This window comes from Brucella tritici (genome assembly GCF_008932295.1).
GTDB classification, from domain to species: Bacteria; Pseudomonadota; Alphaproteobacteria; order Rhizobiales; family Rhizobiaceae; genus Brucella; species Brucella tritici.
Genome location: NZ_WBWA01000024.1, coordinates 13,509 through 38,442, shown reverse-complemented (window position 1 = coordinate 38,442; position 24,934 = coordinate 13,509). Strand labels below are relative to the sequence as shown.

Genomic DNA, 24,934 nt, shown 5'->3' with positions numbered 1-24,934 from the left:
GGTGCTGAAAAAGAAAGAACCAAACCGGATATCGAAGTCCATCCTGACTGCGATCCGGAACAGGCCGGGCTTCAGGCCGCTCAACGCCAATGTCACCGGCGGTGATATCGTCATTGCATCTTACAATGTCCACAAATGCATCGGCATCGACAAGCAGTTCAATCCGCAACGTACGGCCGAAGTCATCAGCGAAATCGACGCGGATGTAATCGCCCTGCAGGAAGCCGACAGGCGTTTCGGCGAGCGTTCCGGCCTGCTCGATCTCGGCCTGCTTGAACGCCGTCACGGGCTCATCCCAGTCCCCATCACCGCAACAATGCCAAAGGGGCATGGCTGGCATGGCAACGTGCTTCTGTTCCGCGAAGGCGTAGTGCGCAATGTGCAGCAACTCAAGCTTCCAGGCGTCGAGCCGCGCGGCGCTCTGGTCGCGGACCTGCAATTTCCGGCAGGGCCTCTCCGGGTGATTGCCGCGCATCTTGGTCTCTTGAAACGCTCCCGCGAACAGCAGGCCGAAAGCATCCTTACCGCCCTGCAGGAGGCTGACACACTGCCGACCCTGCTGATCGGCGACCTCAACGAATGGCGCATCGGCAAACGCTCTTCGCTCGCAGCCCTCATGCCGACATTCAACCATGTCGCGACAGCAGTCCCGAGTTTTCCATCACGTTTCCCGGTTTTTGCACTGGATCGCGTGTTGGGTGCACCGCACAATCTGGTTACATCGGTTGAAGTGCACAATACGCCGCTTGCACGCCTGGCGTCCGATCACCTGCCCATCAAGGCGCATCTCGATCTCAAATCGGCAACGAACCTGCTGGAAGAATACAGCCCGGAAATATTCACGAGCCGGACGGGGTAATACTTATAGATAGGGCGAACCCAGCCATATAATCCGGTCGAGAAGCCGTTCCAGAAATGGCCTGCTCTTGAGACGCGCAAGATTGACCTCGCGGCTCTCCTCTATCACCTTGCCGATGCGCTCTTCCACCTGACGGGCCACATCGCGGTCGAGGATTTCCAGATCGACCTCGAAATTCAGCCGCAGCGAGCGTGGATCGATGTTGGACGACCCGACATAGGACCATGCTCCGTCGATGGTCATCAGCTTCGAATGATTGAACGCCCCGCCTGCCCGCCAGATGCGGCAGCCATCCTTCAACAACTGGTCGAACTGGGCGCGCATGGCGCGATCTACCAGCTTCAGATTGTTGACGCCCGGCACGACGATATCGACCGACACGCCGCGCCGCGCCGCTGTCACCAGCGCACTGATCAATTCGCGATCCGGCAGAAGATAAGGCGTCATGATGAGAATATGCTGCTCGGCAATCGAGAAAGCGCCCATCATCATGCGCTGGTTGGTTTCCACATTCTTGTCCGGGCCTGATCCGACGACACGAACCAGCGTTCCCGTCCCAGGCGGATTTTCCGGCGGCGCTATCTTCCAGGCCTCGCCGGTCAGGAGTTCGCCGGTCGCAAAGCGCCAGTCTTCAGATGCGATATGGAAGAGGTCGGCAATCGCCGGGCCTTTCAGCTTGAAATGCGTGTCGAAGGCAACCCCATCGCCCGCTATCGCGCGCACGAAACCCGCACGAATATTCATACCGCCGGTAAAGGCGACCTTGCCATCGACGATGAGGATTTTGCGGTGGGTGCGCAAGTTCGCATAAGGCAGGCGCAGCCCGATGATGATATTGCCGTTGAACACATCGACGGCAACGCCTTTGTCCTTCAAAAGCTTCACGATGCTTGGAAAGGAATAGCGTGCGCCGACCGCATCGACCAGCACCCGCACTTCCACGCCGCGCTTGACCGCGTCACCCAAAGCATCGGCAAATTTTTCGCCAATCGCATCCCGGTCGAAAATATAGGTTTCCAGCATGATGCTGCGCTGTGCTCGGCCTATCGCATCGAGCATTGCCGCGTAAGCTTCGTCACCCGTTTCCAGCATATCGATGCTGTTGCCACTGGTGAAATCATAGAGGCTGACCGCATCGCCCAATATCTTCATCGCCCCGAACTGGCGTCCGAAGGCAGCCCGCACGAGGTCATTCGTCGTATCGAAATGCGACAGGTGGTAGAGCGCGATCTTGCCCATATTGGCGCGCTGGTGTGTAAGCGTCGAACGGCGGATGCGGTTCACGCCTGCAATGGCATAGACCACCGCTCCGACGATGGGCGACAGCATAATCACCCCCACCCAGCCGATGGCTGTGCGCACCTCTTCCTTCGTCATCGTCGCATGAATGGCAGCTATCGCGCCCAGAACGCCCGACAGAGCGAACAGGATATGCGGCCAGTAGTGGGAAACCAGATCGAACATCACATGAACTTTAAGCGGAAAACGACTGCAATAGCAAAGAGATATAATGCTCTGCGGAGCGAACGAACAGAGTAGACAACGACGATCCGACCCGCCTCGCACAAAAGCTGGTCAAATCCCGGACATGCCTTATATTGTTCACGAGGCATGACAATTTGAGGGACGTCTCATGACAACAGCTCACAATGATTTCGACCGCCCGACTTTTCCAAAGGAACTTTCCAGCAAGTGGGGATGGTTCGTCGCCCTTGGGGTCGCACTGCTGATCCTCGGAGGCATCGCCTTCGGTAATCTCGTTCTGGCCACCGTGGTGTCGGTCTACTATGTCGGCCTGATGATGCTGATCGGCGGTGTCATCGAGATCATTCACGCATTTGGCGTCAAAACCTGGGGCAGCTTCTTCTTCTGGCTCCTGAGCGGCCTGCTTTATATGGCAGCCGGCATTGTCGCCTTCATCAATCCGGTGCTGGCAGCCGGTGTGCTGACCTTCCTTCTGGCGGCAGCGCTGATCGGTTCCGGTGCCTTCCGTATCTGGCTCGGCTTCAAGTCGAAACCGTCCGCCGGTTGGGGCTGGATCGTCGCAGGCGGCGTCGTCACCTTGTTGCTGGGCCTCATCATCGCCATCAAATGGCCAGTCAACAGCCTGTTCATTCTTGGCCTTTTCCTGGCGATCGACCTGATCTTCCAGGGCTGGTCCTTCATCGCTTTCGGGCTTGGCATCAAGAGCCGATAAGCATAACCCATCACTGGCAAAGCGGCGCTCACTGCGCCGCTTTTTCATTTGAACTCGACCTTTCGGCCAAGTCCTGCTAGATGCTCCCCAACATCTTCGCGGCGCGCTTTCACGCGCAGCCCAACATTTCGCCATCACGAGTTTCTTCATGCCTGCTGACAATCCCGTTTCCAAGCGCCGCACATTCGCGATTATCGCGCACCCGGACGCCGGTAAGACCACGCTGACCGAAAAGCTGCTGCTGTTTGGCGGCGCTATCCAGCTTGCCGGTGAAGTGAAGGCCAAGAAGGATCGCATCCAGACCCGTTCGGACTGGATGAACATCGAACGCGACCGCGGTATCTCGGTCGTCACCTCGGTGATGACCTTCGAATACAAGGACTGCATCTTCAACCTGCTCGATACGCCGGGCCACGAAGACTTCGCAGACGACACCTACCGCACGCTGACCGCAGTCGACAGCGCCGTCATGGTCATCGACGCCGCAAAGGGTATCGAGCCACGCACGCTGAAGCTGTTCGAAGTCTGCCGCATGCGCGACATTCCAATCGTCACCTTCGTCAACAAGATGGACCGCGAAGCGCGCGATCCGCTCGAAATCCTCGACGAAATCGAAGAAAAGCTGGCGCTCGACACAGCGCCGATCACCTGGCCTATCGGCTCGGGCAAGAGCTTTGCAGGCACGTTCGACCTGCATAACAACACAATGCGCCGTCAGGACAATGAAGAGCAGCCGACCAAGGTCAGCGGCCCGGAAGAAGCCGCCGCGCTGCTGCCTGAAAACGAGCGTGAAGCCTGGCTGGAAAATACGGAACTGGCACGCGGCGTCTGCCGTCCGTTTGACCTTGCTTCCTTCCGCGAAGGCCATATGACGCCGGTCTATTTCGGCTCGGCGCTGAAGAATTACGGCGTGCGCGATCTGATCGAAGCCTTCTGCGATTTCGGCCCTTCGCCGCGCGACCAGCAGGCCGACACGCGCATGGTCGGTTCCACCGAAGACAAAATGACCGGCTTCGTGTTCAAGATTCAGGCCAATATGGACCCGAACCACCGCGACCGCATCGCCTTCCTGCGCGTTTGCTCGGGCAAGCTGTCACGCGGCATGAAAGCCAAGCTGGTGCGCACCGGCAAGCCGATGAGCCTGTCTGCGCCGCAATTCTTCTTTGCGCGTTCACGCCAGATCGCCGACGAAGCCTTTGCTGGCGACGTAGTCGGCATCCCGAACCACGGTACGCTGCGCATCGGCGATACGCTGACCGAGGGCGAGGATATCCTGTTCCGTGGCGTGCCGAACTTCGCGCCGGAAATTCTGCGCCGCGTGCGTCTGGACGATGCGATGAAGGCCAAGAAGCTGCGCGAAGCGCTGCAACAGATGGCCGAAGAAGGCGTCGTGCAGCTGTTCGTGCCCGATGATGGTTCTCCGGCGATTGTCGGTGTCGTTGGTGCGCTCCAGATCGACGTTCTGACCGAACGTCTGAAAGTGGAATATTCGCTGCCGGTCGGCTTTGAAATGTCGCGCTTCTCGGTCTGCCGGTGGATTACGGCAGATGATCCGGCTGAACTCGACCGCTTCATCGCATCTCATCGCGCCGACATTGCGCATGATCTCGACAATGATCCGGTGTTTCTGGCGCAGAACGGCTTTTCGCTCAATTACGAAGCCGAGCGCTGGAAGAATATCCGCTTTGCAACCATCAAGGACTATCAGGTCCGCGACAAGGCCTGATACGGTAATGTTATGACTGATCCTGTTCTGGCTGCTCTCGATCTGCCTGATGCCCTGCTGCATCGGCTTGCCGGTTATAGCAGCCAGCAGGATGAGCTTGGCCGCTCGACCGCCAATGTCCTGCTACTTGATCGTCATGGGCACGAACCGCTTGTTCTGAAAATCGAACCGGCAAGCACGGTCAGCGAACTGGCCGATGAGCGCGCCCGGCTTGAATGGCTTTCCGCACAGGGCCTGCCCTGCCCCAGGGTCGTCGCCTTTGAGACGATGGCCGACCGCCATTTTCTCCTGATGACGCGCTTGGCCGGGTCCGACCTCGCGTCGTCTGTCGGCACTATTCCGCCTGACCGCATCGTCTCCATTCTTGCCATGGCTTTGAAGGCACTGCACAGCGTCGACCCCGCGGCCTGTCCGTTCGACCACCGGCTGGAACACCGCATTGATGACGCGCGCAAGCGGGTCGAAGCCGGTGCCGTCGATGAAGATGATTTTGATGATGAGCGAGAAGGCCGCAGCGCCGACGATCTTTTCTCCGAACTATGCCGCCTGAAACCGTCGCAGGAAGATATTGTCGTCACCCATGGCGACGCCTGCCTGCCAAATTTCATGGCCAGCGACGGCGCTTTCACCGGTTTTATCGACTGCGGCAGGCTTGGCCTTGCAGACCGTCATCAGGATCTGGGACTAGCCTGCTGGAGCATCCGCTACAATCTCGGCGACGAGTGGGTGAAACCTTTCCTCGACCTCTATGGCGCAACGACCATCGACGAAACGAAAATCGCCTATTACCGCCTGTTGGACGAGTTTTTCTAGACAGCCAGCTTCATCACTTCGCGTCGATCAGCCGTTCAGCAATTTTCGCAGCCAGTTTTTCGGCCACTTCGCCTTTGCTCATTTCCGGCCATTCCTCAATGCCGGAGCGGCTTAGAATCCGCACACGGTTGTGGTCGCCGCCCATGACGCTGCTGCCATCCGCGCCATAAGAAACATCATTGGCGACGATCCAGTCCGCGCCCTTTTTCTCAAGCTTGGCTCTCGCATTGTCGGCCACGTCCTGTGTTTCAGCGGCAAAGCCGACCACGAGACCGGGACGCTTTTCGCTATGCCCAACTCCGGCCAGAATGTCGGGGTTCTCGACCATGGCAAGCGTCGGAGCGCCTTCTCCCGGCTTCTTCTTGATCTTCTGTCCGGCTTCATTGGCCGTGCGCCAGTCGGCAACAGCTGCGACCATGATCGCCGCATCGGCGGGCAAATGTCGCTCCACGGCAGCCTGCATTTCCCGCGCCGTCTCGACATGAATGACATCGACGCCTTCAGGATCGGCAAGAGTGACCGGACCGGACACCAGATGCACCGTTGCGCCCAGTCGCGCCAGTGCAGCTGCGATAGCGTGGCCCTGCTTGCCCGACGAGCGGTTGGCGATGTAGCGCACCGGGTCAATCGGCTCATGCGTCGGCCCGGACGTCATGACGATGGATTTTCCAGCCAGCGGCAGTGCGCGCGGAGACAACAGAGTTTCCACTGCCGCCACGATGGTCAGCGGATCGCTCATCCGGCCCGTTCCCGCTTCGCCGCTTTCCGCCATTTCGCCCTTCTCGGGGCCGATGAAATGCACGCCGTCCTTTTCCAGTGTCAGACGGTTGCGCCGGGTCGCCGGATTGTCCCACATGGCCGGGTTCATGGCAGGCGCAATCAGAACCGGGACCTTGCGCGCCAGCAGAACGGCGCTGGCAAGATCGTCCGCAATACCGTTAGCCATCTTGGCCATCAGATCGGCGGTCACAGGCGCAACGACGATCAGATCGGCATCACGCGCCAGTCGGATATGCCCGACATCCTGCTCATCCTCTCGCGAGAACAGATCGGTGAAAACATGATCGGCGGAAACCGCACCGATGGTCAGCGGCGTCACGAATTGCTGGGCAGCAGCCGTCATCAAGGGGCGAACCTGTGCGCCACGCTCGCGCAAGCGACGGATCAGGTCGGGCGTCTTATAAGCGGCAATACCGCCACCGATGATGAGCAGAACGCGCTTGCCCGCGAGTGACGCACCAGCCTTGCTCTGAACAGCCGGCGCAGGCGTAACCTGCGCAGTTTCTTCCAGCCCGGTCAGAAGAAGCCGTGCTTCCTCTTCCATGGAACGCCCGTTGCGCGCAGCGCGCATACGCAGCTTTTCCTTGGCGGCATCGTCGAGATTACGGATAGTGATACTGGCCATTTGATTGCACCCGCTTATTGCAAGTGCAATCAATGAAATCACTTTAAAAGTTACTTGTCACTCTAAAAGTGAGTTCACAGCCAGATATAGAGCTTGATCGCTATCGCTGCGAGCGAGATCGCAATCACCACCTGCGCGATGCGGCCCCAGCGCGAATGCTTGGCTTCGGCGCGACCGATAGCCTCCGCTGTCGCCTCGTCGAAACGCAAGCCCTTGGCGGCCATGTCGTCCAGCGCAACGGAAACACGCTCGACACGCGCCACAAGTTCCGGCGTCTTGCGCGTGAAATGCAGCAGCGAATAAGCACTGTCCTTCGCGTCGAGAAGCATGCCTTGCGGCCCGAGGTTCTTGGCGATCCAGTCGCCGACAACCGGTTCCGCTGCTTTCCACATGTTGAAATGCGGATCGAGCGTGCGCGATACCCCTTCCACGACGACCATCGTTTTCTGGAGCATCAGGAGTTCCGGCCGGGTCTCCATGTCGAAAAGCTCGGTCACTTCGAACAGCAGCGTCAAAAGCTTAGCCATGGAAATAGTTTCGGCAGGCTGGCCATGGATCGGTTCGCCAATGGCGCGAATGGCCTGCGCAAAGCTCGCCACATCATGCGTGTGCGGCACATAGCCTGCCTCGAAATGCACTTCTGCCACGCGCATGTAGTCGCGGGTAATGAAGCCATAGAGAATTTCGGCGAGGAAGCGCCGCTGCTGCTTGTTGAGCCGCCCGGTGATACCGAAATCAACCGCAACAATCAGCCCCTGATGATCGACGAACAGGTTGCCGGGATGCATGTCGGCATGGAAAAAGCCATCGCGCAGCGTATGGCGCAGGAAGGACTGGATCAGCGTTTCTGCAAGCTTCTTGAGATTGAAACCCGCGGCTTCAAGCGCCGAAACATCGGACATTTTGATGCCGTCGATCCATTCGAGCGTCAGCACATCGCGACCTGTACGTTCCCAATCGACATTGGGAACGCGGAAACCCGCATCGTCCTTGATGTTCTCGGCGATCTCGGAAAGTGCCGCCGCTTCCAGACGGAGATCCATCTCGATACGGGTGGTCTGCTGTAATGTCTCGACAACCTGCACCGGGCGCAGGCGGCGCGTGAAGGGAACGTGGCGCTCCTGCATGCGCGCAACCATGTAGAAGCCTTCAAGGTCGCGGGCAAAGCGGTGGCGAACGCCCGGACGAATGACCTTGACCGCTACTTTCTGGCGCGACCCGTCCTTCATGATTTCGGCTGGATGAACCTGTGCCATCGACGCTGCCGCTATCGGCGCATCGAAATGCAGGTAAAGATCGTCAATCTTGCGACCAAGCGACCCTTCGATAGCGGAAACCGCGTCGGCCTGCGGGAAGAAGTCGAGCCTGTCCTGCAAAAGTTCGAGATCGGCAGCAACATCGCGACCGACAATATCGGGCCGCGTCGCCAGAAACTGGCCGAGCTTCACATAGGACGGACCCAGCTTGTTCATGGCCCGCGACATGCGCTCTGAACGCTGCATGTGGCGTGCGCGCGGACGCGCCAGAATACCTGCAATCTTGTGCCCGAATGCCGGGAGGCCGGAAAGCCCCTCGACGGGAAGCGCACTGATGACGCCCTCGCGCGTCAATATCCATCCGGCCCGCATCAGCCGGAAAGCAGCGGAAAGATTGCTCATGCCTCGACGCCCCGTTTCTGACCCCAATTCATCACAGGCACAATCAAAGCTTCCAGCCGGAATGAAGCGCGGCAATGCCGCCAGTGAAATTGCGATAGCTCACGCGCTCGAAACCAGCCTTCTCGATCATCGCGGCAAAATCCTGCTGCTTGGGGAATTTGCGGATCGATTCAACCAGATAGCTGTAGGAATCGGCATCGCCGGTAATCATCTTGCCGATGCGCGGAATGGCATGGAACGACCACTGGTCGTAGACCTTGTCGAGAACCGGCAGTTCAACTTCTGAAAATTCGAGGCAGAGGAAACGACCGCCCGGCTTCAGCACGCGATAGGCTTCGGACAGCGCCTTGTCGATATGCGGAACATTGCGAATGCCGAACGAAATCGTATAAGCATCGAAGCTCGCATCTTCAAATGGCAGCTCTTCGGCACTGGCTTCAACAAATTCGAGATTGTCGGCAAGGCCCTTCTTGATCGCCCGTTCACGTCCCACGCCAAGCATCGAGCCATTGATATCGAGAATGGTGACGTGAGCCTGACGACCGGAAGCCTCGACAATGCGGAAGGCGATATCGCCGGTGCCGCCTGCAACATCAAGCGAGGTCCAGCCGGGGCGCTTCGATGGCGCAAGCCATGCGATCATCGCATCTTTCCAGACGCGGTGCATACCCGCCGACATGAGATCGTTCATCACGTCGTACTTGCTGGCGACCTTATGGAAAACGTCGTTGACCAGGCCTTGCTTTTCGTTTTCGTCAACCGCCTTGAAGCCGAATGAATGCTCCATGCCACCTTGTGCGCCCACGCGGTCCGCATTGCCGTTCTGCTGGCTCATAGCTCATCCTGCTTTTGAATATTAAGACGAAAACGATTTCCGTAATGCATATAAAGCTTGTGCTGGACGATACAAGCAGAGACCGTCCTCCACTACCCCTTTTGTGAAGGGACCTTGCGAACCGTCTTGCGTTAGCGTTTAAAAGTGGCCAAAGAGACATAAAACTGTGCGTGCGCGCTCGACACGCGTTTTCTCCGGCGCAAACTGCCGCTAAAGTCAAAAAGATAACAAGAAAAGTGGAAAGATCATGGGCGTTACAGTCGTCAGCCATCCGCTTGTCCAGCACAAGCTCACCATCATGCGCAAGAAGGAAACGTCCACAGCCAGCTTTCGGCGGCTGCTGAAGGAAATATCGCTGTTGCTCTGCTATGAAGTGACGCGCGATCTCGAACTGACCACCATGCCGATCGAAACCCCGTTGATGCCAATGGATGCACCGGTGCTCGAAGGCAAGAAGCTTGTCTTCGCCTCGATCCTGCGCGCAGGTAATGGGCTTCTGGAAGGCATGCTCGATCTGGTGCCCGCCGCGCGCGTCGCCCATATCGGCCTTTATCGTGATCACGACACGCTGCAGCCGGTCGAATATTACTTCAAGGCCCCGGAAGACATCGTCAACCGCCTCATCATCGTGGTCGACCCGATGCTGGCCACCGGGCACTCGGCAATTGCAGCCATCGACAAGCTGAAGGAACGCGGCGCGACCAATATCCGCTTCCTCTGCCTGCTGGCGGCTCCGGAAGGCATCAAGCGCTTTACCGAAGCTCATCCGGATGTCGACGTGTTCACGGCTTCCATCGACGAACGCCTCGACGAAAAGGGCTATATCGTTCCTGGTCTCGGCGATGCCGGCGACCGTATGTACGGTACGAAGTAAGCCCCAGCGCGCATCCCGAAAAGTGTGAAGCGGTTTTCGGGCCAGATGCGCGCTAAAATAAACAACGCAGAGCGGCCCGCGCCTGCTATCATGCCTGGAAACGGGGGCAGTATGGCGCGGGTTTTTACGATCCTTTTGGTATTTGCGGGACTGGCAATTGCCTTCCCGCTTCTGTTTGAAAAATTCGGGCAACAGCCGGAATCCGGTTCAAACACTTCCGCGACAGCTTCAACTGTTCCGTCGCAAACCCCCACCGCCTATAGCGGACGCCGCACGCAGATCGCGCCGGACAGTCGCGGCCATTTCATCACAGACATAAAAATTGCCGGGCAATACCTTCGTGCAATGGTGGATACGGGGGCGAGCGTGGTTGCGATCAACACAAACGCCGCGCGGCGCATCGGCCTGTCGCTCAAACCTGAAGATTTCAAATATCGCGTCTCGACCGCCAATGGTGAGACTGTCGCTGCGTCCGCCATCCTGCCAAGCATCGAAATCGGGCGTATTCGGATAGAGAATGTGGAGACCATGGTTCTTCGTGACAACGCGCTGTCCGATACGCTCCTCGGCATGAGCTTTCTGAAGCGTCTGCGTCATTATGAAGTTTCAAACGGCGTGCTCGTGCTGACGCAATGATGTGATACCGTACTTCCGATATGGATCGAAAGCGGCTAAACCCCGCTGACCACCGACGCCCAAATACCAATGGAAGCCAGCCATGACACCGGACCAGCGCCTGACCGAGCTCGAAATTCGCGTAGCCGAACAGGAAAAGACAATCGACGAGTTGTCATCCGTTCTGGCCGAACAATGGAAAACCATTGACCGGCTTTCCAAAAAGCTCGGCGCATTGACCGACCGCTTTCTGGAACTGGAAGAACAGACCGCACCGGACGTCCCGGTCACCAAACCGCCGCACTGGTAACACCATGCTTCAGATCGTCTCGCTCGCCGACCGCCCCGACCTCGTACCCATCTGCGCCACATGGAACCATGCCGAATGGGGTGAGTTTACCGGCTCGTCACTCGCACAGACCGCCGAGGCGTTTAGCGATATTTCCCGTGAAGACGATGGGCAGGTGGCGCGAGTCGCGCTCTGGAACGGGCAACCCGCCGGCCTTGCCCTTCTGATCCACAGCGATCTGGAAACACATCCGCATCTGAAGCCGTGGGTGGCAAGTGTTTTCGTCGCGCCTGACTGTCGCGGCAAAGGCATTGCCAGAAGTCTTGTCGGCGCAATCGAGGATGCCGCACGGGAACTCGGCTATGCGGAAGCCTATCTTTACACCGACAAGCCCGACCTTTACCGCCAGATCGGCTGGAGCGATTTCGAGCATCTGGAAGGCGACTATGCCGGGATGCTGATCCTGGAAAAGAAAATCGCGCGGTAAAGACCGCGCGATTTGCCATTATACGCTAGGTTTGATCTACTATCTCTGAGCGAGCGGGATCGGACAGCTCACGCCAGTGCCGCGCAATCCGCAATAACCGTTCGGGTTCTTCGCCAGATATTGCTGGTGGTAGTCTTCAGCATAATAGAGCTCCGGCGCATCCTCGATCTCGGTCGTGATTGGACCGAGACCGCGAGAGGCAAGCGCCTGCGAATAGGCTTCCCGGCTCTTTTCCGCCACGTCACGATCGGCCTTGTCGAAAGTATAGATGACCGAACGATAGGTCGTGCCAATATCGTTGCCCTGCCGCATGCCCTGCGTCGGATCGTGTTCCTCCCAGAAAAGGGTCAGCAATTCATCAAGACTCACGACCTTGGGGTCATAGACGACCAGCACAACTTCCGCATGACCGGTGAGGCCCGTGCAGGTTTCCTCATAAGTCGGGTTGGGCGTAGCCCCACCCGCATAACCGACAGCGGTTACATACACGCCTGGCACCTGCCAGAACAGGCGCTCGGCGCCCCAGAAACAGCCCATCCCGAACAGAACCTGCTTGTAGCCTTCCGGCCACGGCCCTTTCAGCGGGCGACTATTGACGAAGTGGGTCGCGGATGTCGGGATCGGTTGTGTGCGTCCCGGCAGAGCTTCATCCGTCGAAGGCATCTGCGTCTTCTTGCGATAGCTGTCCAAGAAACTCATAGTATCCACCTCCTGATTATCGAGCGGTGAAGCGTCCCAGAGGGCGCTCCCGACGATGACCGATTGCATAGAATAAAAGGGCGAGAATGCCGAAAAGAAGCCAGCCCGGTTGCTCAAGCAAAGGGATGCAGACGGCATTCCAGGCTCCTGCCCCTATATAGTGCGTCATGAAGGTTTCTGCATCGGCCAATGTTTCGGGCGCGTTACGCGACCACATGGACAAAAGCGGCTTTGCAATGAACTGCGACGCGCCGACGGACCGCGCGCCGTCAAGAACCGCGAAAATCACCGCGAAAGCCAGAAAAACAACCGCAAAACTACGCAATACAAATCGGATCACGATTCTCTGCCCCGGATTTCCTACCTTGATTTCGGTGTCGGTTTTGAGTCCGATCACCCGAAGATTTGTCTTTTTGATGTTGCTAAAGCATAGCACACAGAACCCGTCAGGCTCAAAGCCAGGCTGGAACACAATTGCCCGATCTAAATAAAATGTAATGGTTTCAGATAGTTATGTCATAAATATCGTTCTTTGCACAGGCTCGGCGATTTAGACGCAAAAACTTGCAAATAGCTGTTGAACATATGCATTTTCTGGCTATATTCGCGCCGCACCCGCTAGTTGGCGATTAACCAGCGCCTGTTTCGAAAAGCGGTGTCACGTTTGCAGTCAGTTTTCACCGTGAGACACGGTTTCCCGACAGCAAGGCAGACGGAGAGGTGGCCGAGTGGTTGAAGGCGCACGCCTGGAACGCGTGTATACGGGAAACCGTATCGAGGGTTCGAATCCCTCTCTCTCCGCCATTTCCCCCAGTGATATTCTTGTCAAACCATACTTCAGTTTACCTTTGCCTCAACTGACTTGGTGCGCCCTACATTTGCAACCTCAGTCAAAGGTTCGAATAGAGAAGCAATCAGCAATTGTTCGTGCTGGTCCCAACTGACAGCCATGTCGGTGTAGGACGAAAGATCGGCCAGTTGAAGGCCATCTATCTGCGCCCTCGCCAGATTGGCCCATCCAGAATGGAACCTGAAAACTGGGCATTGTTGAGGTTGGAGGAAAAGAAGCTTGTATGCGCGCAATTGCTTTGCGAAAAGTCGCAGTCGCGCATATCACAGTGCTCGAAGAGGCCCAAAACCTCCGGCTGTTGTTCTTGGAGCGGTTTCAGTTAAAACGGAAACGTGGAACCTCTCTATCTTTTCGCTTTTTCGTATTACCCTACGCAAAATCGCGTCGCACTTTTGCTCGAAAAGCCCTAGTTCAGGCCTTCTTCGTTGAACGCCTTTTGCACATTCGGGCGAGCCAGCACGCGCTTGCGTAGCTTCAGCGCCTTGGGATAAGCGCTCAAGTCAAGCTTGAGACCCACGCCCCAGCCGATAATGACAGACGCATAGGCATCTGGTTGCGTGAAGTCATCGCCAAGCCAATAGGCATTCTTATCCGACAGCATGGCTTCGAACTGACCCAGACGACGATTGATGTTGGCGATAACACCAGCCTTTGCTTCCTCGCTCAGGTTAGGAGCGAACAGACCGCTGAAGGCCGCATGCAAATCCGAGCAGAAGCCAAGGGCCTCCTGCAAGCGCGCGCGTTCGATCGTGCCATAGGCTGGCTTGAATGCCGCAACGTCGGAATGGTCACCGATATATTGGAGGATTGCTGCATTCTGCGTGATAACAGTGCCGGGCTTCACTTCCAGCGCCGGAACCGCGCCGCGCGGATTGACCGCGAAATAGTCGCCACCGTCCGCCGTCTTCTTGGCCTTGAGGTCCACGGCTTCCAGTTCATAAGGCAGGCCAGCTTCGCTCAGAATGATGTGGGGTGCGAGCGAGCAAGCACCAACCTTGTAATAAAGCTTCATAGAAATCTCCCATCGGTTTCGATGAAAGATTTCTACCAATTCTGGTGTGCCTCGCAAGGAATTGGGATCACAATTCTTTGTGTAACCCCATCATTCGAAAAATCATCCGCCGACGGATGATTCATCAGAAAAGCGATGCGATCCGTGCGGGCTTCGATGACTGCATTCGCGTCACGACAACCATCTTGTTGAACTCGCCGCGCTTGAAGGCACGCAGGAAACGCGGATAGTCCTTGAATACCACGCAGCCATTGGAATCGCCGCGGCGTCCCAGCATGAAAGTATGCGCCAGAAGACCATCGCGATTATAGCGGTTGTTGCCGTCGACAGGCGTGAGGCGGATCGCCTCCACGCCGTGGAACAGCGCCTCGCGCATGCGCAGATCATAAGTGTGAGGCGGCGTGGGTCCCCGGTTCTTCTGGTTTACGTAGCGCGGATTATCGCGCATCGGGCCGAGACCCGAATGGGCTTCAAGGCGCTCGCCGCTCGGCAGGTACACAGTGGCTGCGGAAATGTCGTAGATAGCAACCTTGCTGCGCGCGGCCTGATTGAAAAGCGGGCTGAACAGACCGGGGCGTGGTTCTTCGGTTGCACCGCTTTCCGGCGCATAGGCAAGCTCGGTCTTCTCATGCATGCGGGAACGGCGCAGCGAAGGCTTGGCGCCCGGCAGCGGCACATCATCGGGCAGGAATGCGTCTTGGGTGGCTTCGTCCTCTGCGGCCATATCCGTCTTCTGATCCGGAGCGAGCTGCGGAACGGGAACGGCATTGCCGGTGGGAAGGTGTGCCTGCTTTTCGGCGGCATCCATTTCTTCGGCTTGCGAAAGCGGATCGATCTTGTTGAAGGCTGCCGTTGCGTCCGGCGCAGAAGGCACTGGCGCATAGGCGACCACAGTCGTACCGGCTTCCGCAGCAGGTTGCTCTGGCTGAACACTCGCCACACCGGGTTCTTCGCGACGGACGCGATCAGCACGCAATTCGATGAGAGATGCCGTGTCGACAGGCTTGTCCTCGATTACGGAATCTGGACCGATATCGGCGATAATCGGCTCATCGCTCGTGTTTCTGGCCCGGCGCCAATCGAGATTGGAATAGGCGGTATCGGTGGTATAGGCATCGATGAAGCCTTGCCTGATGCGGCGCGACGGCGCGATTTTGTGATCGACGACAGCAAGCGCCTGCGGCGTGGTCAGGGAAACGCGGCGCATGATCGGTGCAACAGGTGCAAAGGCTGGCACGACCGTTTCCAGCGTACCGAGCGCAGTCATCATCCAGCTTCCTGCCACAAGGCCCGTCGCGGCAAACATCGCAACGCGCGTAAATCCCTTGAAACCGAATGGAAGCCTGATGCCATTGCTGCGCGGAGCCGCGTAGCCATACACTTCTGTTAAACACGCCATGATACAAAATCCGAGTGGAAATCAACTTTCACGGCACCGCCTTGCATGTCAGTTCGGCAAAAAGACGAGCAAGACATGGCAAGGCGGTGACTGGAAGGTCATCTCCAGCATCGCCAATTATGGTAACCAAATCCTTTACGTGATGAAGAAATCCGGTTCAGCTTGTCTCGGAAGCCGGATCAGGCAGTCAGAAGATACGCGCCCTGCTTGGCGCTCGGGAACTCAAGTCCTTCCACCGCAACGCGATTGCGTCCGCGATTTTTGACCCGCATCAGAGCAAGATCGGCACGTGCCGCCGTTTCCCACAAAGTTTCACCGCCGCGCACCATGGCGATACCGAAACTGCATGTCATTTGGCGATCCACGGGCAGCATCGGAAAACTGTAATGGGCGACGCGTCCGCAGAGCCTGTTGCCCAGTCTCTCGCATGTTTCGGCATCGCCCTGCACCAGCATAACGAACTCCTCGCCACCGACGCGTCCGACAATCGTCGAACTTGCTACCGTCATTTCCAGGATACGGGCGAACTCGACCAGAACCTGATCGCCGGTCGCATGGCCCAGATCGTCATTGATCAACTTGAAGTGATCTATATCCGCGATGATGACCCCATAATCACCGCGCTGGGCCTCAGCCAGGCGCAACTGGGCGTGGCGCTCAAGGCCGCGACGATTGAAAACACTGGTCAGCGGGTCGGAGTCCCGCTCCGCCTGCAATTCCTTCACCACATCGGAAGTCGTCACGACCAGAAGAACAAGCCCGGCAAAGACACCCGCAAAGGCGCCGAATATCATAATGCCCTGCCAATAGCGCGAATGTATCAACTCGGACGGCCGTGCAATTTCAGGGGAAAGCCTCAACGCCATTCCAGCCTGCACATAGAAATGCACCGTCAACAACAACAATGCGCCGAACAGCACGCGCTCTATCCAGCTTCGGCGTGCTAGATCACGCGCCTGAATGCAAAGAACAGCTATGAGGCTGCCCAGAGTCAGTTGGACCGCAGGCGCAATTCGAGCATAGCCCGTATCATTTGCAATGAAGTAGATCATTGCTCCCAGAAGTGCGAGGCCGATCAGGCCCGATGCAAGGCGGGAGTAATGCCTGCCCATCCGGATCATCACGCCTTCGCAGAGTAGCCAGCCGCCCATAAAGTGGAACGTCGTGGCAATCGGCGAAGTCAGGGGCAGGCTGTCCGAGATCAACGATATCGGAACCAGAAGCCCGAAAGCAAAGCTGGCAAAGCTCAGACCGAAAAGTAAAAGATGCCTGCGCTTCGTGTCGAGCATCCAGATGCCCAACATCGTCGCAGCAAACAGCAATACTACCAGCGGCGGCACAAACTTCACGAACAGGCCCTAAATCGGTTGAAAATGAGAATGCGAAAACGCTATTTCGAATTGAACCTGATGTGCAATTACAAACCAGGATCAAAGTCAAGTTGTTAGCTTGCAATATTGATGAGCATTAAATCCTAAAGTAGCAATACAGAGAATAAGCGATTGCTAAAAATAAATTGAAAACAACATCATTCGGCGAAAATCTCGTTTCACGCAGTTTTTACCTTGAGATTTATCCCCAGAAGCTTTTCGGCAATCATACAGCCGATGGGAATGGAAGACGTCGCCGCCGGTGACGGTGCGTTACAAACATGCAGCATTCTCTCCGTTTCCTTGAAGAGGAAATCATGCACCAATGTGCCGTCATCAAGAACGGCTTGCGCCCGTATTCCGGCGCCCGGCGCGCCAAGATCGGCAAGCTCCAGCGTCGGACAATATTTGCGGCACTCCTTCAGATAGCGCGCGCGAGAAGCGGAATTGCTGAACTCGGATAATGCCGAGCGCCAGTTCTTCATCGCCATCTTCCAGAAGCCAGGAAAGGTCGACATATCCGCGACATCGCCTGCACGGAAACTGCCTTTGCCGTAGCCTTCGCGCGAGAAACCCAGAACGGCATTCGGACCGACCGTGACGCCACCGTCGATCGTTCGCGTCAGGTGGATGCCGAGAAATGGCAGGTCGGGATCGGGGATCGGATAAATCAGATGCTTGACGATATTCGCCTTCGATTGCGGCAAGGTGTAGTACTCACCGCGAAACGGCACGATGCGATGGCTGATATCCAGCCCAGCAAGACGCGCGATACGGTCTGATTGCAGGCCAGCACAGGCAACCAGCCTGGAAGCGCGCACGGTTTCACCCTTCGCCGTTACCGTGACACCCTTGCCATCCTCCCGGATTGCCGTCACCGGCGCATTAAGCCGCACGACACCGCCGCGTTCCATGATTTCCGCAGCCATCGCCCGCGATACTTTTGCATAATCGACAATGCCTGTCGCCGGAACGAGCAATGCACCGAGCCCGGCAACCGCAGGCTCAACCTTGCGCAACGCCTGTTGGTCCACATGCTGGAAGGTGATGTCGTTCTGGATTGCGCGCTTGGCGAGCGCCTCCATGCGTTCAACCTCCTGCGAAGAGGTAGCGACCAGAAGCTTGCCGCATGTTTCGAAAGGAATGGAATATTGCCTGCAAAAGGCTTTCGTGGCCTCGGCACCTGCCCGGCACAATTGCGCCTTCAAGGAACCCGGCTGGTAATAGATACCGGCATGGATGACGCCGCTATTGTGTCCCGTCTGGTGGCGGGCGAAATCGCTTTCCTTCTCCAGCAGGATGACTCGCGCGCCCGGCTCCGCTTCCTGCATGGCTTTTGCTGTCGCGAGCCCGACAATGCCGCCGCCGATAACGCAATAATCATAATCTGCCACGAAGTCCCCTCCTCATGCCCTTTCCCGGCGCAAGCGCCCTGCCTTGCTAGCACTCGACAGGATCATTACCTGTTACTTATACGAATGCGGCCTTGGTTACAGCACCGCAAAATGGCATTCTTTGTCAAACTCGTTCCCCCATGCGGAGAAGTTCCATGCGCCATCAGTTCGACCTTTTTGCTCTTTCCCCAGCGGAAGGAGAGGAACGGGCAGAACTGCGCTATGCCCGCGCCAAACCCGGCAAGACGACCGGCATCGATGAAGCGGAGATGGTGAAGCGACTGAAGGACAGCGGACGTTACCGCATCTTGCAGCGGCTCGATCCACCACCGACAGTACCGGATGCCGACCGGATCGCCTTTCCGCGACTGGGCGTCGTCGTCGACACCGAAACAACCGGCCTCAATCCCGCACAGGAAGAAATCATCGAGATCGGTGCAGTTGCCTTCCGCTATGCGGACGACGGCTCCATCGGCGATGTCTGCGCGACGTTCGGCGCGCTACAACAGCCCTCCAAGCCGATCCCCGCCGACATCACCCGCATCACCGGCATTACCGACGAGATGGTGAAAGGCCAGACGATCCCGCGCGAAAAGCTGGACGCACTCATCGCCGAAGCCGATATTATCATTGCGCACAACGCAGGTTTCGACCGCCCGTTTCTCGAGCGTTTCTCAATCGCTTTCGCCAACAAGCCATGGGCCTGTTCGGTCAAGGAAATCGACTGGACCGCACGTGGTTTTGAAGGCACCAAGCTTGGCTACCTGATCGGCCAGAGCGGCTATTTCCACAACGGACATCGGGCCGAAGATGACTGTCAGGCCCTGCTCGCGGTGCTGAAGGAGCAGTCGGGCGAAACCACGCCCTTTGCCGAATTGTTGAAGGCAAGCCAGCGCGCGCGGATGCGCATCTATGCTGAAAACAGCCCGTTCGAAATGAAGGATCACCTGAAGGCACGCGGCTATCGCTGGTCGGATGGCACTGATGGACGCCCGAAATCATGGTGGACGGAAATCGGCGAAGAGGAGCTCGAAGCCGAACTTGAATATCTACGCACCGAAATTTATGGATGGCGCGATGCCGATCCGCTGATCCAGAAGCTCACCGCCGTGGACCGCTATAAGGAACGCGCACCGCTTCGCCCGAAGAAATAAAAAGGCCGCATCTGCGGCCTTTTTCTTGCGCGACTCCCTCATCCTGAGGAGAGGTCCTGAGCTTGTCGAAGGACATCGTCTCGAAGGGTGAGGAGGAGATGGGACAAAGCCCTAACCTTGCCGCTCCCCCTCGCCCTTCAAGACGGCGCTTCGCGCCTCCTCAGGATGAGGGGGACTGGTTTGGCGGTCAGGCGATAACCGGCCATGGCTTCTGCGCTGGCCGCATCCCTTCATAGGCCTGCGCCAGCCGCAACACGCCCAGATCGTCGAAACGCTGGCCGAAAATCTGCAAGCCGATTGGCAGTCCCGTCGACGTATAACCGCAATTGATCGAGATCGCCGGTTGCTCCGACATGTTCATCGCAACGGTGAAGGCGATGTGCTCGAAAGGTCGCTGCGGATCGTTGACCGGCGATGCCCATTCCGCCGGATAGGTCGGCATGGGTGCCGTCGGCGAAATGATGAAGTCGAAACCCTTGGAAGCTGCGAGCGCGGCATTGCGCATGGCGTCCATCTGGGCAAAGCCGAGATAGACTTCCTCGCCGGAAAGCCCTTCCGCCGTCTCGGTCCATTGATAGATGTAAGGCAGGATCTTCGCACGGTTTTCCGGCGTCATCTTTTTCACATCCGCCCAGGACCGTGCACGCCAGAAGCGGTCGAGACCGTCGATCATGGTACGGTTGAGGAATGGGGCGACCGGTTCGACAATTGCGCCCGCATCGGCAAAAGCCTTCGCGGCAGCTTCCACCGCAGCGCGGGTTTCATCGCCGGTCGGTTCACCAAAGCCGGCATCGAGCCACAGGCCGATCTTCAGACCTTTGACGTCGATATCAAGGCTCATCCAATCAATGTCCTGATAGGGCAAGCTCATGGCGTCGCGGCGGTCGGGTCGCGACAGCACCGACATGTAAAGCGCGCTGTCGGCAACCGTGCGGGTCATCGGACCGGCAACGCGGCCGAGAAATGCCGGATCAATCGGAATACGCCCGAAGGAAGGCTTCAAACCGACGAGACCGCACCAGCCGGCAGGCAGGCGGATGGAGCCGCCGATGTCGGTGCCAATATGCAACGGGCCATAACCGGCAGCACCGGCGCTGCCCGCACCGGCGCTTGAACCGCCCGGATTGGTGTTCAAATCCCACGGGTTGCGGGCAAGCTTGTGGAAGCTCGACAGGCCCGACGACAACATGCCGAGATCGGGCATCGTGGTCTTGGCGAGCAGAACGCCGCCAGCCTCGCGGGTACGTGCCGCAGGCGGTGCGTCAGCGGCGGCTGGCTTCAGCGGCAGCGCCGCGCAGCCAAGCGGAACCGCCGTGCCTTCAGTCGCGATATTTTCCTTGATCGTCAGCGGCACGCCATCGATGGGACCGGCAGGCTCACCCTTCGACCAGCGCGCTTCCGAGGCCCTGGCCGCCGCCCGCGCTGCATCGGGATCGTAAGCCCAAAGCGCATTCAGCTTCGGCTCATAGGCTTCGATGCGGGTGATGACAGCTTCGGTGACCTCGACCGGCGAAAGCGACTTCGCCTTATAGGCGGCCACGAGTTCGACGGCTGACAAATCGGCAAGATTCGACATTGGATATTTCCTCAAATCACTCAGGCAATTTCAGTGTGGAATCGGATCGCCGCGCGCGCTTGCGGCGACCGGAGAAAGGCTTTGGCACGGCGTCGACCAGCGCCCGCGTATAGTTATGCTGCGGATTGTCGAACACCGCATTGGTCGGCCCCTGCTCGACAATATTGCCGCGATAGATAACCGCAACACGGTCGGTAATCGCGCGCACCACGCCGAGGTCATGGCTGATAAAAAGATAGGAAAGACCGAACTTTTCCTGCAAATCCATCATCAGGTTCAAAACCTGCGCCTGAATGGAAACGTCGAGCGCCGAGACCGGCTCGTCAGCGACAATCAGCGCCGGTTTGGTGATCAGGGCGCGCGCAATGGCAATGCGCTGGCGTTGCCCGCCGGAAAATTCATGCGGATATTTTTCCGCAGATGCTTTGGGCAGGCCAACCGCTTCCAGCACTTCCGCAACGCGGTCGTCGCGGTCTTTGGAACTGGCGCCGCTTTCCAGCGACACGATCGGCTCGGAAATGATGCGCTTGACCGTATGGCGCGGATCGAGAGAACCGTAAGGGTCCTGAAAGATTGCCTGAAAGCCTTTGCGCGCTTCACGCAGGCCCGAGCGATCCAGCGCATAAATATCCTGACCGTTGATGAGAATCTGACCCGATTGCGGACGCTCCAGCCCCATCACCGCACGCGCCAGCGTGGATTTGCCGGAACCGCTTTCGCCGACGATGCCAAGGCTTTGCCCTGCTTCGATCTCGACATTCACCCCATGCAGCACGCGCAATGCGCTGGGCTTTGAAAAGAAAGATGCGCGCGGAAGCTGATATTCGCGCACCACATCGCGCACCTGCAAAATCATCTTGCTCATGAAACCACCTCGCCTTCACGCGGATGCAGGCAGGCGGCGCGATGCACGATGCCGTCATTTTCGGCAATGAAATCGAGACCCGGTATTGCCTGTCGGCAATCGTCCTGCACAAAGGCGCAACGGTCGGCGAAGGTGCAATGTGGCGGGCGCGCCAGCGGGTCCGGCACAACACCCGGAATGGCGGCAAGGCGCTGACGCCCCGTGCCGTGGTTGCGCACCAGTGCCGCACCATGGGGCGAGGCTGCAAACAAGCCACGGGCATAGGGATGTGCCATGCGGTGGAACACAGCTTCCGTGCGGCCCGTCTCGACAATGCGGCCCGCATACATGACGGCGATCCGGTCGGTCATTTCCGACACCACACCGAGATCATGCGTAATCAGCATCAGGGCGGTGCCGGTTTCGTCAATCAGTTCGTCCATCAGATCGAGGATCTGCGCCTGCACGGTCACATCAAGCGCCGTTGTCGGCTCATCGGCAATCAGCAGGTCCGGCTCGCAGGCAATTGCCATCGCGATCATCACGCGCTGGCGTTGCCCACCGGAAAGCTGGTGCGGATAAAGATCGAGATTGAAGCGCGGTGCTGGCAGCCCCACGCGATCCAGAAGGCGGCGTGCTTCACGCTCCGCATCGGTCCGGCTTTCGCCCAAATGCAGACGGCGGCCTTCGGCAATCTGCGCGCCGATGGACTTGACCGGATTGAGCGCCGTCATCGGCTCCTGAAAGATCATCGCCATGCGCCGTCCGCGCATCTTGCACAGTTCCGCTTCCGGCTTGTTCGCCAGATCCTCCCCGTCAAAGCGCAAGCGACCGCGCACCTGCATGCGCTCAGGCAGCAAGCCCATGGCGGCAAGCGCCGTGATCGACTTGCCACTACCGGATTCGCCCACGATGCCGAGGCGTTCGCCGCTGTTCAGCGTCAGCGTGATGCCGGAGACAATATCAGCCGAACGAGCACCAAAGGGCAGCTCGACGGACATGTTTTCCATTTCAAGAAGAGGCTTTTTGGACAGGGGTGCGATCATCTTTGCCTCCTGACGCGCGGGTCGAGCACATCGCGCAATCCATCACCCAGCATGTTGAGGCCAAGCACGGCAAACGTGATGGCGAGGCCGGGGAAAATGGCGAGCCATGGCGCGTCGTAAATAAAGGTCTGTGCGTCGTTGAGCATCTTGCCCCAGCTTGGCATCGGCGGCTGGGTGCCAAGCCCGACATAGGAAAGGCCCGCCTCGGCGACAATGGCGAGCGCGAACTGGATCGTCGCCTGCACGATCAGCACATGGTTGATATTGGGCAGCACATGCAAAAGCGTAATCGACACATCGCCACGCCCTGCGCAACGGGCCGCCTGCACATATTCGCGCTTCCAGAGCCCGAGCGATGCGCCGCGTGTGACACGCGCAAACACAGGAATGTTGAAAATGCCGATGGCGATCATCGCATTGACCGCACCGGGACCGAAAACAGCCGTGATGATCACCGCCGTCAGAAGCGCCGGAAAGGCGAAGGCCAGATCGGTCATGCGCATGACGAAACCGTCCACCATGCCGCCGCGTGCAGCCGCGAAAGCGCCCAGCGGAATGCCGATCCCGGCACCGACAAGCACGGCGATGATCGACACGGCGATGGAATTGCGCGCGCCGACCATGATCATGGAAAACACATCGCGACCGAAATTATCCGTGCCGAACAGATGATTGAGGCTTGGCCCCTGCAACTTGTCGCGGAAATTCATCGCCGTCGGCGAATAGGGAGTCCAGAAAAAGGAGATGAGTGCCATCGCAACCAGGATAACCGTGATCAGCGTGCCGATGGTCAGGCTGCGGCTCAAAAGCACCGTTCGGAAAATGCCGGGCTTCGGCAGGATTTGCGTGTCGCTCATCGGCTGCCTCCCGTCGAAAGGCGCGGATCGATGAAACCATAGACAAGGTCAACGATGAAATTGACCGCGATCACGGAAGCGGCAAGCAGCGTCACCAGCGACTGCACGGTGACGAGATCGCGCTGCGCGATGGCTTGAAACACCAGGCGTCCCAGGCCGGGCAGATTGAAGACGTTTTCGATGATGATGGTTCCCGCCAGCAGAAAGGAGAATTGCAGGCCGATGATCGTGACGACAGGGATCAGCGCATTGGGCACCGCATGACGCCAAAGTGCCGCCTTGCGTGTCAGGCCCTTGGCGCGCGCGGTCCGCACAAAATCCTCACCCAATGTTTCAATGACGGCGGAGCGCGTCACGCGGGCCAGAATAGCGGCAAGCGGCAGCGCAAGCGCCAGTGCAGGCAGAAACAACGAGCGGATACCGTTCCAGAAGCCGCCTTCCCAACCCGCAAAGCCCGAGGCCGGAAACCAGCCGAGCTGCAAGGCGAATAGCAGGATCAACAACAGGCCAAGCCAGAAATTCGGGATAGCGACGCCAACCTGCGCCACGCCCATAGAAAGCACGTCGCCGGTCTTGCCGCGCTTGGACGCTGCATAGACGCCGACCGGAATGGCAACCGCAACCGACAAAATCATCGACAAAAGCGCCAGCGGCAGCGTGACCATGATGCGCGGGCCGAGCAATTCGCTGATCGGAACGGAATAGGTGTAACTTGTGCCGAAATCGCCTTTAAGAAAGCCGCCGATCCATGTGAGATAGCGCCACCAGATCGGCTGGTCGAGACCGAGCTGGGTATGGAGCGCAGCCAATGTTTCAGGCTGCGCATTGATGCCGAGGATCACCGCCGCCGGATCGCCCGGCAGAATCTGCATCAGCAGAAAGACGATGACGGAAGCCGCAAGCGTCGTCAGCAAGAGCGAGACCAACCGCCCGGATATATAAGCCAGCAAAACGACCTCCTTGAAAAGACGGATA

At 58.1% G+C, this 24,934-nt stretch carries 25 protein-coding genes and 1 tRNA gene; 10 read left to right on the top strand and 16 right to left on the bottom strand.

What is annotated here, in order from left to right; genetic code table 11:
* Position 1 precedes the first annotated feature (1 nt).
* On the top strand, positions 2–859 hold the full coding sequence (locus tag F9K91_RS19845) for an endonuclease/exonuclease/phosphatase family protein (RefSeq protein WP_061345574.1): 858 nt from the start codon (positions 2–4) through the stop codon (positions 857–859).
* Between the two features lie 3 nt (positions 860–862).
* Here F9K91_RS19845 and cls read toward each other — a convergent pair whose 3' ends face one another.
* Complete coding sequence (gene cls / locus F9K91_RS19840) at positions 863–2,323, bottom strand: cardiolipin synthase (protein WP_151557620.1); 1,461 nt, start codon at positions 2,321–2,323, stop codon at positions 863–865.
* Between the two features lie 169 nt (positions 2,324–2,492).
* Here cls and F9K91_RS19835 point away from each other — a divergent pair, with 169 nt between their 5' ends.
* The 3 genes from F9K91_RS19835 (at position 2,493) to F9K91_RS19825 (ending at position 5,595) form a co-directional block, all read left to right on the top strand.
* Entirely contained in the window at positions 2,493–3,056 is a 564-nt protein-coding gene (locus tag F9K91_RS19835; RefSeq protein WP_151557618.1) for an HdeD family acid-resistance protein, read from the top strand.
* A gap of 148 nt (positions 3,057–3,204) precedes the next feature.
* Positions 3,205–4,782 carry a peptide chain release factor 3 gene (locus tag F9K91_RS19830; RefSeq protein WP_078339961.1) on the top strand — a complete coding sequence of 526 codons (1,578 nt, stop codon included), beginning with the start codon at positions 3,205–3,207 and terminating at the stop codon, positions 4,780–4,782.
* A gap of 12 nt (positions 4,783–4,794) precedes the next feature.
* The gene (locus tag F9K91_RS19825; RefSeq protein ID WP_151678553.1) at positions 4,795–5,595 is read left to right on the top strand and encodes an APH(3')-II family aminoglycoside O-phosphotransferase; all 801 of its coding nucleotides are present in this window, start codon (positions 4,795–4,797) and stop codon (positions 5,593–5,595) included.
* A 13-nt stretch (positions 5,596–5,608) separates the two neighbouring features.
* Here F9K91_RS19825 and coaBC read toward each other — a convergent pair whose 3' ends face one another.
* The 3 genes from coaBC to ubiE all read right to left on the bottom strand — a co-directional run bounded on the left by coaBC (position 5,609) and on the right by ubiE (position 9,493).
* Positions 5,609–7,000 carry a bifunctional phosphopantothenoylcysteine decarboxylase/phosphopantothenate--cysteine ligase CoaBC gene (gene coaBC / locus F9K91_RS19820; protein WP_151678552.1) on the bottom strand — a complete coding sequence of 464 codons (1,392 nt, stop codon included), beginning with the start codon at positions 6,998–7,000 and terminating at the stop codon, positions 5,609–5,611.
* Positions 7,001–7,074: 74 nt separating this feature from the next.
* Complete coding sequence (ubiB, locus tag F9K91_RS19815) at positions 7,075–8,658, bottom strand: 2-polyprenylphenol 6-hydroxylase (protein ID WP_151557613.1); 1,584 nt, start codon at positions 8,656–8,658, stop codon at positions 7,075–7,077.
* Between the two features lie 43 nt (positions 8,659–8,701).
* On the bottom strand, positions 8,702–9,493 hold the full coding sequence (gene ubiE, locus F9K91_RS19810; RefSeq protein WP_061345568.1) for a bifunctional demethylmenaquinone methyltransferase/2-methoxy-6-polyprenyl-1,4-benzoquinol methylase UbiE: 792 nt from the start codon (positions 9,491–9,493) through the stop codon (positions 8,702–8,704).
* 247 nt (positions 9,494–9,740) lie between these two features.
* Here ubiE and upp point away from each other — a divergent pair, with 247 nt between their 5' ends.
* The 4 genes from upp (at position 9,741) to F9K91_RS19790 (ending at position 11,758) form a co-directional block, all read left to right on the top strand.
* Positions 9,741–10,367 carry a uracil phosphoribosyltransferase gene (upp, locus tag F9K91_RS19805; RefSeq protein WP_006467614.1) on the top strand — a complete coding sequence of 209 codons (627 nt, stop codon included), beginning with the start codon at positions 9,741–9,743 and terminating at the stop codon, positions 10,365–10,367.
* Positions 10,368–10,478: 111 nt separating this feature from the next.
* A complete protein-coding gene (locus F9K91_RS19800; protein WP_151557611.1) occupies positions 10,479–11,003 on the top strand; it encodes a retropepsin-like aspartic protease family protein in 525 nt (174 codons plus the stop codon).
* An 82-nt stretch (positions 11,004–11,085) separates the two neighbouring features.
* Positions 11,086–11,292: a SlyX family protein gene (locus F9K91_RS19795; protein WP_010659381.1), complete on the top strand. Its 207-nt coding sequence runs from the start codon at positions 11,086–11,088 to the stop codon at positions 11,290–11,292.
* 4 nt (positions 11,293–11,296) lie between these two features.
* Positions 11,297–11,758: a GNAT family N-acetyltransferase gene (locus F9K91_RS19790; protein ID WP_151678551.1), complete on the top strand. Its 462-nt coding sequence runs from the start codon at positions 11,297–11,299 to the stop codon at positions 11,756–11,758.
* A gap of 39 nt (positions 11,759–11,797) precedes the next feature.
* On the opposite strand, the gene msrA is transcribed toward F9K91_RS19790, so the two are convergent.
* Together msrA and F9K91_RS19780 are read right to left on the bottom strand one after the other, a co-directional pair.
* Entirely contained in the window at positions 11,798–12,457 is a 660-nt protein-coding gene (gene msrA, locus F9K91_RS19785; protein WP_151653430.1) for a peptide-methionine (S)-S-oxide reductase MsrA, read from the bottom strand.
* A gap of 16 nt (positions 12,458–12,473) precedes the next feature.
* Entirely contained in the window at positions 12,474–12,797 is a 324-nt protein-coding gene (locus F9K91_RS19780) for a hypothetical protein (protein WP_151678550.1), read from the bottom strand.
* Positions 12,798–13,171: 374 nt separating this feature from the next.
* Between F9K91_RS19780 and F9K91_RS19775 the strand changes: the two genes are divergently transcribed.
* Positions 13,172–13,261 (top strand) — tRNA-Ser (locus F9K91_RS19775).
* A 185-nt stretch (positions 13,262–13,446) separates the two neighbouring features.
* Here F9K91_RS19775 and F9K91_RS26720 read toward each other — a convergent pair.
* The 5 genes from F9K91_RS26720 to lhgO all read right to left on the bottom strand — a co-directional run bounded on the left by F9K91_RS26720 (position 13,447) and on the right by lhgO (position 18,482).
* Positions 13,447–13,593, bottom strand: coding sequence for a pentapeptide repeat-containing protein (locus tag F9K91_RS26720; RefSeq protein WP_412842183.1), 147 nt, complete (start codon positions 13,591–13,593; stop codon positions 13,447–13,449).
* A 120-nt stretch (positions 13,594–13,713) separates the two neighbouring features.
* A complete protein-coding gene (gene gst, locus F9K91_RS19765; protein ID WP_151678548.1) occupies positions 13,714–14,319 on the bottom strand; it encodes a glutathione transferase in 606 nt (201 codons plus the stop codon).
* Between the two features lie 124 nt (positions 14,320–14,443).
* Positions 14,444–15,718, bottom strand: a complete 1,275-nt coding sequence (locus F9K91_RS19760; RefSeq protein ID WP_151678547.1) for a DUF2778 domain-containing protein — start codon at positions 15,716–15,718, stop codon at positions 14,444–14,446.
* Positions 15,719–15,897: 179 nt separating this feature from the next.
* Entirely contained in the window at positions 15,898–17,067 is a 1,170-nt protein-coding gene (locus F9K91_RS19755) for a GGDEF domain-containing protein (RefSeq protein WP_208852714.1), read from the bottom strand.
* Between the two features lie 200 nt (positions 17,068–17,267).
* Positions 17,268–18,482: an L-2-hydroxyglutarate oxidase gene (lhgO, locus tag F9K91_RS19750; protein ID WP_151678546.1), complete on the bottom strand. Its 1,215-nt coding sequence runs from the start codon at positions 18,480–18,482 to the stop codon at positions 17,268–17,270.
* 155 nt (positions 18,483–18,637) lie between these two features.
* Between lhgO and F9K91_RS19745 the strand changes: the two genes are divergently transcribed.
* A complete protein-coding gene (locus F9K91_RS19745; RefSeq protein WP_151678545.1) occupies positions 18,638–19,636 on the top strand; it encodes a 3'-5' exonuclease in 999 nt (332 codons plus the stop codon).
* A 187-nt stretch (positions 19,637–19,823) separates the two neighbouring features.
* On the opposite strand, the gene F9K91_RS19740 is transcribed toward F9K91_RS19745, so the two are convergent.
* The 5 genes from F9K91_RS19740 to F9K91_RS19720 are packed head-to-tail and all read right to left on the bottom strand — an operon-like array spanning position 19,824 to position 24,909.
* On the bottom strand, positions 19,824–21,212 hold the full coding sequence (locus F9K91_RS19740; protein WP_151678544.1) for an amidase: 1,389 nt from the start codon (positions 21,210–21,212) through the stop codon (positions 19,824–19,826).
* Positions 21,213–21,228: 16 nt separating this feature from the next.
* Complete coding sequence (locus F9K91_RS19735; protein ID WP_151678543.1) at positions 21,229–22,077, bottom strand: ATP-binding cassette domain-containing protein; 849 nt, start codon at positions 22,075–22,077, stop codon at positions 21,229–21,231.
* Positions 22,074–23,102 carry an ABC transporter ATP-binding protein gene (locus tag F9K91_RS19730; protein ID WP_151558279.1) on the bottom strand — a complete coding sequence of 343 codons (1,029 nt, stop codon included), beginning with the start codon at positions 23,100–23,102 and terminating at the stop codon, positions 22,074–22,076. The genes F9K91_RS19735 and F9K91_RS19730 overlap by 4 nt, the downstream gene beginning before the upstream one ends.
* Positions 23,099–23,959, bottom strand: coding sequence for an ABC transporter permease (locus F9K91_RS19725; protein WP_109369690.1), 861 nt, complete (start codon positions 23,957–23,959; stop codon positions 23,099–23,101). Before F9K91_RS19725 ends, F9K91_RS19730 begins: the two co-directional genes overlap by 4 nt.
* On the bottom strand, positions 23,956–24,909 hold the full coding sequence (locus F9K91_RS19720; RefSeq protein ID WP_151678571.1) for an ABC transporter permease: 954 nt from the start codon (positions 24,907–24,909) through the stop codon (positions 23,956–23,958). Before F9K91_RS19720 ends, F9K91_RS19725 begins: the two co-directional genes overlap by 4 nt.
* Positions 24,910–24,934 lie beyond the last annotated feature (25 nt).

Coding starts and splice junctions, on each gene's coding strand:
- msrA (WP_151653430.1), bottom strand. CDS start 12,457: ATGAGTTTCTTGGACAGCTATCGCAAGAAGACGCAGATGCCTTCGACG.
- F9K91_RS19825 (WP_151678553.1), top strand. CDS start 4,795: ATGACTGATCCTGTTCTGGCTGCTCTCGATCTGCCTGATGCCCTGCTG.
- F9K91_RS19725 (WP_109369690.1), bottom strand. CDS start 23,959: ATGAGCGACACGCAAATCCTGCCGAAGCCCGGCATTTTCCGAACGGTG.
- F9K91_RS19735 (WP_151678543.1), bottom strand. CDS start 22,077: ATGAGCAAGATGATTTTGCAGGTGCGCGATGTGGTGCGCGAATATCAG.
- ubiE (WP_061345568.1), bottom strand. CDS start 9,493: ATGAGCCAGCAGAACGGCAATGCGGACCGCGTGGGCGCACAAGGTGGC.
- F9K91_RS19800 (WP_151557611.1), top strand. CDS start 10,479: ATGGCGCGGGTTTTTACGATCCTTTTGGTATTTGCGGGACTGGCAATT.
- F9K91_RS19835 (WP_151557618.1), top strand. CDS start 2,493: ATGACAACAGCTCACAATGATTTCGACCGCCCGACTTTTCCAAAGGAA.
- F9K91_RS19790 (WP_151678551.1), top strand. CDS start 11,297: ATGCTTCAGATCGTCTCGCTCGCCGACCGCCCCGACCTCGTACCCATC.
- F9K91_RS19760 (WP_151678547.1), bottom strand. CDS start 15,718: ATGGCGTGTTTAACAGAAGTGTATGGCTACGCGGCTCCGCGCAGCAAT.
- F9K91_RS19830 (WP_078339961.1), top strand. CDS start 3,205: ATGCCTGCTGACAATCCCGTTTCCAAGCGCCGCACATTCGCGATTATC.
- F9K91_RS19730 (WP_151558279.1), bottom strand. CDS start 23,102: ATGATCGCACCCCTGTCCAAAAAGCCTCTTCTTGAAATGGAAAACATG.
- F9K91_RS19740 (WP_151678544.1), bottom strand. CDS start 21,212: ATGTCGAATCTTGCCGATTTGTCAGCCGTCGAACTCGTGGCCGCCTAT.
- gst (WP_151678548.1), bottom strand. CDS start 14,319: ATGAAGCTTTATTACAAGGTTGGTGCTTGCTCGCTCGCACCCCACATC.
- ubiB (WP_151557613.1), bottom strand. CDS start 8,658: ATGAGCAATCTTTCCGCTGCTTTCCGGCTGATGCGGGCCGGATGGATA.
- F9K91_RS19795 (WP_010659381.1), top strand. CDS start 11,086: ATGACACCGGACCAGCGCCTGACCGAGCTCGAAATTCGCGTAGCCGAA.
- upp (WP_006467614.1), top strand. CDS start 9,741: ATGGGCGTTACAGTCGTCAGCCATCCGCTTGTCCAGCACAAGCTCACC.
- cls (WP_151557620.1), bottom strand. CDS start 2,323: ATGTTCGATCTGGTTTCCCACTACTGGCCGCATATCCTGTTCGCTCTG.
- F9K91_RS19745 (WP_151678545.1), top strand. CDS start 18,638: ATGCGCCATCAGTTCGACCTTTTTGCTCTTTCCCCAGCGGAAGGAGAG.
- coaBC (WP_151678552.1), bottom strand. CDS start 7,000: ATGGCCAGTATCACTATCCGTAATCTCGACGATGCCGCCAAGGAAAAG.